We start from the raw sequence: 10,942 nt of genomic DNA, 5'->3' as shown, positions 1-10,942 counted from the left end.
GGAAGTGGCGCAGCGCGCGCTCGATCGCGGCGGTGTCGTTCGCGTCCGACACGCGCAGCACGTGCCAGCCATAGCCGAGAAAGCGCGTCGCCACGTCTTCGCTGAACGCGAGCCGCGTGTTGCCTTCGATCGTGATGTGGTTGTTGTCGTACATCCAGCACAGGCGACCCAGGCCCAGGTGCCCCGCGAGTGACGCGGCTTCCGAGCTCACGCCCTCCATCAGGTCGCCGTCGCCGCAGATCGCGTACACGTCGTAGTCGAACACCGGGAAGTCGGGCCGGTCGTAGCGCGCGGCCAGCCAGCGCTCGGCGAGCGCCATGCCCACGCTGGTCGCGACGCCCTGGCCGAGCGGGCCGGTGGTGGCCTCGACGCCCGACACCAGGCGGTACTCCGGGTGACCCGGCGCGTGACTGTCGATCTGGCGGAAGCGGCGGATGTCGTCGAGAGTGACTGCCAGCTCGCCCAGCCGCTCGTACTCGGCGTTCACCGCGCGCGTGCCCGAGAGGTGCAGCACCGACCACAGCAGCATCGACGCGTGGCCATTCGAGAGCACGAAGCGGTCGCGGTTGGGCCAGATCGGGTCCAGCGGGTCGAAGCGCAGCAGGCGGTTCCACAGCACGTACACCAGCGGCGCGAGCGCCATGGGCGTGCCCGGGTGACCCGACTTCGCGGCCTGCACGGCGTCGATCGAGAGCGTGCGGATGGTGTTGATCGCGAGCTGGTCGGTGGCGTCGTAGGGCAGGGGGTCACTCATGTCTGCTCCAGCGCGGCGACTTTGGCCAGCCGCCGCCGGTGGCGCTCCGCGCCGCTGAAGCGCGCGGCCAGGAAGGTCTGCACCAGCTCCCAGGCCGACTCGAGGCCGATCGTGCGGCCGCCGAGACACAGCACGTTCATGTCGTCGTCCTCCACGCCCTGGTGCGCGGAGAAGTGGTCGGCGACCAGGGCGGCGCGCACGCCGCGCAGCTTGTTGGCGCAGATCGACGCGCCGACGCCGCTGCCGCACAGCACGACGGCGCGCTCTGCGCTGCCTGCGGCGACCGCGCGCGCGAGCGGGATCACGAAGTCGGGATAGTCGTCGCCGTCGTCGAGCGACTTCGCGCCGAAGTCGACGATCTCGTGACCCGCGGCGCGCAGCCGCGCCACGATCTCTACCTTCAGCGCGAAGCCGCCGTGATCGGTGGCCACCGCGACCTTCATCGCCGCTCCAGCCGGGCGGCCGCGTCGCGGTCGACCAGCGCCAGGGCGCGCGCGCCCGGCACGCGGCCCGCCGGAATGTCGCGGTCCGCGTCGCGCAGGCGCACCAGCATGTCGGCCTTGTCCGCGCCGGTCACGAGCCAGAGTATCTCGCGGGCGCGCGCGAGCACCGGGTAGGTGAGGGTCATGCGCTGTCTCCCCTGGTAGGGTCGAGTCACCGCCACGTCGCGCGCGGTCTCTTCGAGCGCCGGGTCGCCGGGCACGAGCGACGCGGTGTGTCCGTCCGGGCCGAGTCCCAGGTGCACGAGGTCGAGCACGGGCGGCGTGCCCGCGAAGCGCGCGAGCTCGCGCTCGTAGTCGCGCGCGCCCGTGTCGAGGTCGGGCGCGTCCACGGGCATGGGGTGCAGCTGTTCGGGCCCGAACGCCGCGGGCGGCTGCAGGCTCGCGCAGACGTGCGTCCAGTTGCGCTCGCGATCGCCGGTCGGCGCCACGCGCTCGTCGACCTGGAACACGTGGACCGCCGACCAGGGCAGGTCCTGCCGGGAGAGCTCGCGCAGCATCGCCCAGGGGGTGTGTCCGCCGCTCAGCGCGAGCGCGAAGCGTCCGCGCTCGGCGCTGGCGGCGCGGGCGAGCGCGGCGATCTGCTCGGCAGCGCGCCGCGCGACGGCATCCGCGTCGGGGAGTATCTCGATCTTCACGGGCGAGGCTGACTCACTTCTCCCCCTTCTCGACGTGACCCCCGAACTGAAGGCGCATGGCGGACAGCAGCTTGTCCCCGAAGTCCGCCTGACCGCGCGAGCTGAAACGCTGGTAGAGCGCGCTCGAGAGCACGGGCACCGGCACGGACTCGTCGATCGCGGCCTGGATGGTCCAGCGGCCTTCGCCCGAGTCGGCCACCCGGCCCTGGAAGCCTTTCAGCTCCGGATCCGCCGCGAGCGCGGCCGCGGTCAGGTCGAGCAGCCACGACGAGATCACGCTGCCGCGCCGCCACAGCTCGGCGATGTCGCGCAGGTCGAAGTCGTAGGCGTAGTGCTCGGGGTGGCGCAGCGGGGTGGTCTCGGCGTCGACCTCGCGCCCGAGCTTCCCCGCGTTTGCATGGCGCAGCACGCCCATGCCCTCGGCATAGGCCGCCATGATCCCGTACTCGATGCCGTTGTGGACCATCTTCACGAAGTGACCTGCGCCGCTCGCGCCGCAGTGCAGATACCCGAGCTCCGCGGTGCCGCGCGTTGCCTCGCGTCCTGGCGTGCGCGCCAGCTCGCCGGCGCCCGGCGCGAGCGTGCGGAAGATCGGGTCGAGCCGGCGCACGGCCTCGCCGGGCCCGCCGATCATCATGCAGTAGCCGCGCTCCAGGCCGAACACTCCCCCGCTCGTGCCCACGTCGACATACTCGAGGCGCCGGGCGGAGAGCTCGCGCGCGCGCCGGATGTCGTCCACGTAGTAGGAGTTCCCGCCGTCGATCAGCACGTCGCCCGGCGCGAGCAGGGGCGCGAGGTCGTGAATCACCGAGTCGACCACCGCCGCCGGCACCATCAGCCACACGGCGCGCGGCGCGGCGAGCTGGCGCACGAGCTCGGCGAGCGACGTGCTGCCCTTCGCGCCCTCGCGCGCCAGCGCCGCGATCGGCGCCGGATCCTGGTTGTACACCACGCAGTCGTGACCGCCCCGGAGCAGCCGCCGCACCATGTTCGCGCCCATGCGCCCGAGGCCGATCATTCCGAGCTGCATGCGGCTCTCCTCGCTAAGTCGGCTTGCGCGCGCCGCGATAGCGGCGAATCAGCGCGTTGGTGGAAGCGTCGTGCGCGAGCGCGGGCTCGCCGGGACTCTCGAGCTCGGCGGCGATGCGCTGCGCGAGCTGCTTGCCGAGCTCCACTCCCCACTGGTCGAACGAGTCGATGTTCCAGAGCACGCCCTGGGTGAACACGCTGTGCTCGTAGCTGGCGACCAGCGCCCCCAGGACTTCCGGAGTGAGTCGCTGCGCCCACAGCACGTTCGACGGGCGGTTGCCGGGAAACACCCGGTGCGGCACGAGCTTCTCGGGCGTGCCCTCCGCGCGCACCTGCTCGGCGGTCTTTCCGAACGCGAGCGCCTCGGCCTGCGCGATCACGTTGGCCACGAGCAGGTCCTGGTGCCGGCCCAGCGGATTCAGTGACTCGGCGAACGCGATGAAGTCACACGGCACGAGCCGCGTGCCCTGGTGGATCATCTGGTAGAACGAGTGCTGGCCGTTCGTCCCGGGCTCGCCCCACACGACCGGCGCCGTGTCGCGCGCCACCGGCGCGCCGTCGAGAGTCACGCGCTTGCCGTTGCTCTCCATGACCAGCTGCTGCAGGTAGGCCGGGAAGCGCGCGAGATACTGGTCGTAGGGCAGCACCGCCGCGGTCTGCGCGCCGAAGAAGTCGTTGTACCAGACGGCGAGCAGCCCCAGCAGCACGGGTAGGTTGCGCTCGAACGGCGCGCTCCGGAAGTGCTCGTCCATGGCGCGGAAGCCCGCGAGCAGCGCGCGGAATGCGGCCGGTCCGATCGCCACCATGGTCGACAGCCCGATCGCCGAGTCCATCGAGTAGCGGCCGCCGACCCAGTCCCAGAAGCCGAACATGTTCGCCGTGTCGATGCCGAAGCGCGCGACCTCGGCGGCGTTGGTCGACACCGCGACGAAGTGCTTCGCGACCGCGGCCGGGTCGCCGCCCAGCCCGGCCAGCGCCCAGTCACGCGCGCTGCGCGCGTTGGTCATGGTCTCGAGCGTGGTGAAGGTCTTCGACGAGATGATGAAGAGCGTCTCACCCGGGTCGAGGTCGCGCACCGCTTCCGCGAAGTCCGTGCCGTCGACGTTGGACACGAAGCGGAACACGAGGTCGCGCCGGCTGTAGTGGCGCAGCGCCTGGTACGCCATCACGGGGCCGAGATCGGACCCGCCGATGCCCACGTTCACCAGGTTGCGAATGCGCTTGCCGCCCTGGCCGCGCCAGGCGCCGTCGCGCACGCGATTGGAGAAATCCGCCATGCGATCCAGCACTTCGTGCACGCGCGGCACCACGTTCTGGCCGTCGACCGAGATCCGCGCGTCGCGCGGCGCGCGCAGCGCCACGTGCAGCACCGCGCGGTCTTCGGTCGGGTTGAGCTTGTCGCCGCGGAACATGGCGTCGATCCGCTCGCGCAGGCCCGCGGCGCGCGCCAACGCCACGAGCAGCGCCAGTGTCTGGTCGGTGACTCGGTTCTTCGAATAGTCCAGTTGGAGGCCCGCGGCCTCGACGGCGAGCCGCTCGGCGCGGCGCGCGTCGGACGCGAACAGCTCCCGAAGATGCAAATCCCGGACCGTCGCGAAGTGCGCCTCCAGCGCCTGCCATGCCGCGCGCAGCGATGGATCGCTCATCACCGGGCATCGTACATGCTAATGTCGCTCGACGCGATGAGCGGCACCCCCGCCGAGCTCGTGTCTCTGGTCGACGTCGACAACACCTTGCTCGACAACGACCGCGTCGAGGTGGACTTCAAACGCCAGCTCGAGCAGGACTTCGGCCAGGGCGCGGTCGAGCGCTACTGGGCGATCCTGGGCGATCTATGGCACGAGCTCGGCTACCGCGACTATCTGGGCGCGCTGCAGCGCTACCGGATCGAGCACCCGCTCGAGCCGCGCCTGCTCGAGATGTCGTCGTATCTCGTGGACTATCCGTTCGCGAACCGGCTCTACCCCGGCGCGCTCGACGCGCTCGAGAGCCTCGGACGGGGCGGCCCCACGGTGATCCTGAGCGACGGCGACGTGGTGTTCCAGCCGCGCAAGGTGGAGCGCTCGGGCATCCGAGAGGCGGTGCAGGGCCGCGTCCTGATCTACATCCACAAGGAGGAGTCGCTCGACGACGTGGAGCGGCGCCATCCGGCGCGCCACTACGTGCTGGTCGACGACAAGCCGCGCATTCTCACGGCGGTGAAGAAGGTCTGGGGTCCGCGCGTGACCACCGTGTTCGTGCGGCAGGGCAAGTACGCCCACGACGCCGCCGTGCTGGCCTCCAATCCCCCCGCGGACCGCAGCATCGAGCGCATCGGCGAGCTCGCCGACATTGCGCTCGACGAGCTGGTCCGCCCTGGAGTGATTCGATGAAGCCCACCCGACGTCTTCACGAGCTCGGCCAGAGTCTGTGGCTCGACTCCATCAGCCGCGAGCTGCTCGACGGCGGAGGGCTGGCCGGCCTGATCGCCCAGGACTCGATCACAGGACTCACTTCCAATCCGACCATCTTCGATCACGCGATCCGGAACAGCCGCGCCTACGACGCCTCGATCCGCCACCACCGGCGCGCGGGGCGAACGGGCGAGCATCTCCTGTTCGAGCTGATCGTCGAAGACCTGCAGCGCGCCGCCGACCTGTTCCGGCCCGTCCACGAGCGCACGGCCGGCGTCGACGGCTGGGTCTCGCTCGAGGTCTCGCCGTTGCTCGCCTACGACACCGAGGGCACGATCGCGGCCGCGCAGTCACTCTGGGCGCGCGCGGCGCGGCCCAACCTGTACATCAAGATCCCGGGCACGCGGCAGGGTGTGCCGGCGATCGAGGCGGCGATCTTCGCGGGCGTGCCGATCAACGTGACGCTCTTGTTCTCGCGCGAGCAGTATCTCGCCGCGGCGCAGGCGGTGCTGCGCGGGATCGAGCGGCGCATCGAGGCCGGCCTGCCCGCGCAGGTGGCGTCGGTGGGCTCGCTGTTCGTGAGTCGCTGGGACGTGGCCGTGGCGAAGCAGGTGCCGGCCAAGCTGCGCAACCGGCTCGGCATCGCGATCGCCCAGGACCTGTACGCCGCAGCGCTGCGCGAGCTGCAAGGCCCGCGCTGGCGGCGCGTGCTGAACTTCGGCGCGCGCCTGCAGCGGCCGTTGTGGGCGAGCACGGGCACGAAGGACCCCGCCGCGCCGGACCTCCTGTACGTCGAGGCGCTGGCCGCGCCGTTCACCGTGAACACGCTGCCCGAGGCCACGCTGCGCGCGCTCGCCGACCACGGCAAGATCGGCGCCACGATGGCGGAAGACGGCGCGGACTCGGCCGCGCTGCTGGCGGAGTTCACGGCGGCGGGCGTCGACCTCGACGCGCTCGCCGAGCGGCTGCAGGAAGAGGGCGCAGCGGCGTTCACGAAGTCGTGGAACGAGCTCCTGGCGTCGCTCGAGAGCAAGGCGGCCGCGCTGGATGCGGCGCACTAGCCGGCGGGTGCTGGTGGTCGACGTGGGCGGCACGCACGTGAAAGTGCTGGCCACCGGCAAGCGCGTCCACCGCATGTTCGAATCGGGGCCGCATCTGACTCCGCAGAAGTTGGTCGCGGGCGTGCGCGCACTCACGAGTGACTGGCCGACTCGGGTCGTGTCGATCGGCTATCCCGGACCGGTGCGCCGCAACCGGCCGTCGGCCGAGCCGTGGAACCTGGGCCGCGGCTGGGCCGGCTTCGACTTCGCGCGCGCATTCGGCAAGCCGGTGCGCGTGGTCAACGACGCCGCCATGCAGGCGCTGGGCAGCTACCAGGGCGGCCGCATGCTGTTTCTCGGCCTGGGCACCGGGCTCGGCGCGGCCATGATCGTCGACGGCGCGCTCGCGCCGCTCGAGCTCTCCCACCTGCCGTACCGGCGCGGCAAGAGCTACGAGCACTACGTGGGCCTGCACGGCCTGAAGCGCCACGGCGTGAGGCGCTGGCGGGCGTTCGTGCGCGACGTGATCGAGCGGCTCTCGAGCGCCATGCAGGTGGACTACGTGGTCCTGGGCGGTGGCAACGCGCGGCTCGTGACCTCGCTGCCGAAGAACGTGCGGCGGGGCTCGAACGAAAACGCCTTTCGCGGAGGATTCCTTCTATGGCAGGACCGACGATGACGGAGCCCGAGCGCTCGGATGCGCTCGTGTTCTTCGGTGCCACGGGAGACCTGGCCTACAAGAAGATCTTCCCGGCGCTTCAGGCCATGACCCGGCGCGGTCACTTGGACGTGCCCGTGATCGGCATCGCGCGCGAAGGCTGGAGCCTCGAGCGCCTGCGCGGGCGTGCGCGCGACAGCGTGACCGAGCACGGCGGCGGCGCCGATCCCGTGGCGTTCCCCAAGCTCATGTCGCTCCTGCGCTACGTGGAGGGTGACTACACCGACGCCCGCACCTTCGACCGGCTGAAGCAGGCGCTGGGCGGCGCGCAGCATCCGACTCACTATCTCGCCATCGCGCCCAGCCTGTTCCCCGCGGTGACCGAAGGCCTGGCGCGCTCGGGCTGCGCGAGCGGCGCGCGCATCGTGCTCGAAAAGCCGTTCGGCCGCGACCTCGCGTCGGCGGTGCAGCTGAACCAGATCGTGCACCGCGTGTTCGAAGAGTCCGCGATCTTCCGCATCGACCATTATCTGGGCAAGGAGGCGGTCCAGAACATCTTGTTCTTCCGCTTCGGCAACTCGTTTCTCGAGCCGATCTGGAACCGCAACTACATCCGCAGCGTGCAGATCACCATGGCCGAGAGCTTCGGCGTGGAGGGCCGCGGCAAGTTCTTCGAGGAGGCCGGCACGATCCGCGACGTGGTGCAGAACCACCTGCTGCAGGTCGTGGGCTTCCTCGCGATGGAGCCGCCCTCGGGCACTTACGCCGAGGCGGTGCGCGACGAGCAGGTGAAGGTGTTTCGCGCGATCTCGCCGCTCGAGCCGGCGCACGTGGTGCGCGGCCAGTTCCGCGGCTACCGCGACGAGCAGGGCGTGGCGCCGGGCTCGACGGTCGAGACCTTCTCCGCCCTGCGGCTCGAGATCGACTCGTGGCGCTGGGAAGGCGTGCCGTTCCTGATCCGCGCCGGGAAGAAGCTGAGTGTCTCGGCGACCGAGGTGCACGTCGCGCTGCGCCGTCCGCCGCTCGCGCGTCCCGAGCACCACCAGGGGAACTACTACCGCTTCCGGCTCAGCCCCGAGCTGCAGATCGCGCTGGGGGCGCGCGTGAAGCAGCCCGGCGAGAAGATGATCGGCATGCCGACCGAGCTGTCGTTCATGCACCGCGCCGAGTGCGAAGAGATGGACGCCTACGAGCGCCTGCTGGGCGACGCGATGGCGGGCGACCAGACCCTGTTCTCGCGCCAGGACAACGTGGAGGCGGCCTGGGCGATCGTGGATCCGGTGCTCGGCAACGCCTCGCCGATCCACTCGTACGAGCCCGGGAGCTGGGGGCCGGCCGAAGCGAGCGCGCTCGCGCGCGACGCGGGCGGCTGGATCGACCCCAAGGTCTGACTCATGGCGGGGGGCGGTCGTCGCCGCGCCGCGCGATGATGAGCGCGATCAGCGCCGTCCAGCCCGTCTGGTGCGACGCGCCCAGGCCCTCGCCGGTGTCTCCGTGGAAGTACTCGTAGAACAAGAGGTCCTCGCGCCAGGCCGGGCGCGCGAACAGCTCCGAGTCACCCAGGCACGGCCGCCGGCCGCGCGCGTCGGGCAGGAAGAGCGACAGGAGCCGCCGCTCGAGCTCGTCGGCCACCTCGCACAGGGTCGCCTTCCGCCCCGAGCCCGTGGGCAGCTCGACCTGGAAGGAGTCGCCGAGCGCGGCGTGCAGGTGGCGCAGTGACTCGAGCGCCACGAAGTTGAGCGGGAACCAGACCGGCCCGCGCCAGTTGGAGTTGCCGCCGAACAGCCCGCTCTCGGACTCACCTGGCTCGTAATCGAGCCGCGCCTGCGCGCCGTCGAGCGCCACCACGAGCGGGTGCTCGCGGTGCTCGCGCGAGAGCGAGCGCAGCCCGAAGGGCGAGAGGAACTCGTGCTCGTCCAGCATGCGCGACAACACGCGCCGCAGCCGGGTCGGGTCGAGCACGGCGATCAGCTCCGGCCATCCGCCCGCGCGCGCGTAGGGCGCGAGCCGCTCGCGCAGCCGCGGCTGGTGCTCGATGAACCAGGCGGCGCGCTGCGTGAAGTCGGGCAGCGCGCGCCACAGCGCCGACTCCGCGCGCACCGCGGCGAACAGCGGCAGGAGCCCCACCATGGAGCGCGCGCGCAGCGGCACGACCGAGCCGTCGGGACGGCGCAGCCGGTCGTAGAAGAAGCCGTCGGCGTCGTCCCAGAGCTCGTCCATCGCGTTCGCGATCGACGCGAAGTGCTCGAAGAACTTCAGCGCCACGCCCTGGTAGGCGGCGTCGTGATTCGCCAGGCGCAGCGCCATCTCGAGCATGTTGAGACAGAACTTCGCCATCCAGGCGGTCCCGTCCGACGTCTCGAGCAGCTCGCCGAACGGCAGCATGGCGTCGCGGTCGAACGGCCCGACGTTGTCGAGCCCGAGAAAGCCGCCTTCGAAGATGTTGTCGCCCAGCGCGTCGCGCCGGTTCACCCACCAGGTGAAGTTGATCAGGAGCTTGTGGAACGCCGAGGCGAGAAACTCGAAGTCCTGGCTGCCGTCGAGCCGGAACACCGTGAGGGCCGCCCACGCGTACACGGGCGGGTTCACCGCGCCGAAGTCCCACTCGAACGCGGGCAGCTGGCCGCTCGAGTGCATGTACCACTCGCGCATCTGCAGCAGGAGCTGGTGCTTCGCCGCCGCGGGGTCGATGTGCGCCAGCACCGCGCAGTGGAACGCGAGGTCCCACGACGCGAACCAGGGGTACTCCCACTTGTCGGGCATGACCAGGATGTCGTTCGCGTCCAGGTGTCTCCAGCCCGAGTTACGCCCGAGCTTGCGTGACTCCGGGGGCGGCGGCTGCGCGGGGTCGCCGTCGAGCCAGGCCTGCACGTCGAAGTGGTAGTACTGCTGGCTCCAGATCAGGCCCGCGAAGCCCTGGCGCAGCACCTGCGCTTCGGCCGCCGGAGCGTCGGGCGGGGAGACGGCCGCCCAGTAGGCGTCGGCCTCGCGCGCGCGGTCGGCCAGCGTGCGCTCGAAGTCGGGCCCCAGGTCGAGCTCGCGCGCTGACTCGGGCGACGACTCATGCGCCAGGCGCAGGCGCAGGCCCGTGCTTCCGCCGGCCGGGACCTGCAACCGGTACCAGGCGGCGGCCTTCGTGCCCTCGCGCGCGGGATTCACCGTGGGGGTGCCGCTCACCACGTGGTCGTGGATCCCGTCCTTGGGGAAGGGCACGTCGAGGTCGGAGCCGAACACGCGGCGCAGGTTGGTGTCGTTCTCGCAGAAGAGCAGCTCCGGCGGGCGGCCGTCGGGTCCGGCGCCCGCGGCCAGCCGCCAGCTGCCGAGCCTCTCTTCGCGTGCCACGATGCTCGACGCGCCGTCGGCGCGCAGCAGCGGGCGAGTCACGTTGCCGTGCCACGACCAGCGGTTGCGGAACCACCAGGTGGGCAGCACGTGCAGCTCGGCGGGCTCGGGCCCGGCATTGTGGATCGTGACTCGCACGCACACGTCGTCGGTCGCGGCCTTCGCGTAGTCGACCTCGATTCGCCAGTAACGGTCGCCGTCGAAGACTCCGGTGTCGGCGAGCTCGTACTCGCGCTCGCTCCGCCCGCGCCGCGCGTTCTCCTCGCGCAGCCGTGCGTAGGGGAACTCGGCCTGGGGGTAGTGGTAGCGCCAGCGCAGCCACGAGGCGGTGGGCGTGGCGTCCAGGTACCACCAGTATTCCTTCGCGTCCTCGCCGTGATTCCCCTCGTGGCCGGTGAGTCCGAACAGGCGCTCCTTCAGCACCGGGTCGCGTCCGTTCCAGAACGCGAACGCGAAGCACAGGCGCTGCTCCAGGTCACAGATGCCCGCGAGGCCGTCCTCACTCCAGCGGTAGGCGCGCGAGCGCGCCTGGTCGTGCGGAAAGTAGTGCCAGGCCCGGCCGTCCGCGCTGTAGTCCTCGCGCACCGT

At 71.1% G+C, this 10,942-nt stretch carries 10 protein-coding genes; 4 read left to right on the top strand and 6 right to left on the bottom strand.

Features of this window, described 5'->3' with window-relative positions; translation table 11 throughout:
* The 5 genes from VMR86_18965 to pgi form a co-directional block, all read right to left on the bottom strand.
* A partial coding sequence (locus VMR86_18965) for a transketolase (GenBank protein ID HTO09140.1) occupies nt 1-754 on the bottom strand: 754 nt, incomplete at its 3' end.
* The gene (locus tag VMR86_18960) at nt 751-1,197 is read right to left on the bottom strand and encodes an RpiB/LacA/LacB family sugar-phosphate isomerase (protein ID HTO09139.1); all 447 of its coding nucleotides are present in this window, start codon (nt 1,195-1,197) and stop codon (nt 751-753) included. The genes VMR86_18960 and VMR86_18965, both read right to left, overlap by 4 nt.
* On the bottom strand, nt 1,194-1,892 hold the full coding sequence (gene pgl / locus VMR86_18955; GenBank protein ID HTO09138.1) for a 6-phosphogluconolactonase: 699 nt from the start codon (nt 1,890-1,892) through the stop codon (nt 1,194-1,196). The genes VMR86_18960 and pgl overlap by 4 nt, the downstream gene beginning before the upstream one ends.
* Before the next feature lie 13 nt (nt 1,893-1,905).
* Nucleotides 1,906-2,922, bottom strand: a complete 1,017-nt coding sequence (gene gnd / locus VMR86_18950) for a decarboxylating 6-phosphogluconate dehydrogenase (GenBank protein ID HTO09137.1) — start codon at nt 2,920-2,922, stop codon at nt 1,906-1,908.
* 13 nt (nt 2,923-2,935) lie between these two features.
* Entirely contained in the window at nt 2,936-4,567 is a 1,632-nt protein-coding gene (pgi, locus tag VMR86_18945) for a glucose-6-phosphate isomerase (GenBank protein ID HTO09136.1), read from the bottom strand.
* 36 nt (nt 4,568-4,603) lie between these two features.
* Between pgi and VMR86_18940 the strand changes: the two genes are divergently transcribed.
* Genes VMR86_18940 through zwf form a run of 4 tightly spaced genes read left to right on the top strand, consistent with a single transcriptional unit; the run spans nt 4,604 to nt 8,403 of the window.
* Nucleotides 4,604-5,293 (top strand): haloacid dehalogenase-like hydrolase, encoded by a 690-nt coding sequence (locus VMR86_18940; protein HTO09135.1) that lies wholly within the window; start codon nt 4,604-4,606, stop codon nt 5,291-5,293.
* A complete protein-coding gene (gene tal / locus VMR86_18935) occupies nt 5,290-6,375 on the top strand; it encodes a transaldolase (GenBank protein HTO09134.1) in 1,086 nt (361 codons plus the stop codon). The genes VMR86_18940 and tal overlap by 4 nt, the downstream gene beginning before the upstream one ends.
* A complete protein-coding gene (locus VMR86_18930; protein HTO09133.1) occupies nt 6,362-7,033 on the top strand; it encodes an ROK family protein in 672 nt (223 codons plus the stop codon). Before tal ends, VMR86_18930 begins: the two co-directional genes overlap by 14 nt.
* Nucleotides 7,015-8,403: a glucose-6-phosphate dehydrogenase gene (zwf, locus tag VMR86_18925; GenBank protein ID HTO09132.1), complete on the top strand. Its 1,389-nt coding sequence runs from the start codon at nt 7,015-7,017 to the stop codon at nt 8,401-8,403. The genes VMR86_18930 and zwf overlap by 19 nt, the downstream gene beginning before the upstream one ends.
* A 1-nt stretch (nt 8,404) precedes the next feature.
* Here the strand turns inward: zwf and VMR86_18920 are convergent.
* On the bottom strand, nt 8,405-10,942 hold a 2,538-nt coding region (locus tag VMR86_18920; protein HTO09131.1), incomplete at its 5' end, for a glucosidase.

This window comes from Myxococcota bacterium, assembly GCA_035498015.1.
Taxonomy (GTDB): Bacteria; Myxococcota_A; UBA9160; order SZUA-336; family SZUA-336; genus VGRW01.
This window is presented reverse-complemented; position numbering and strand designations above follow the sequence as displayed.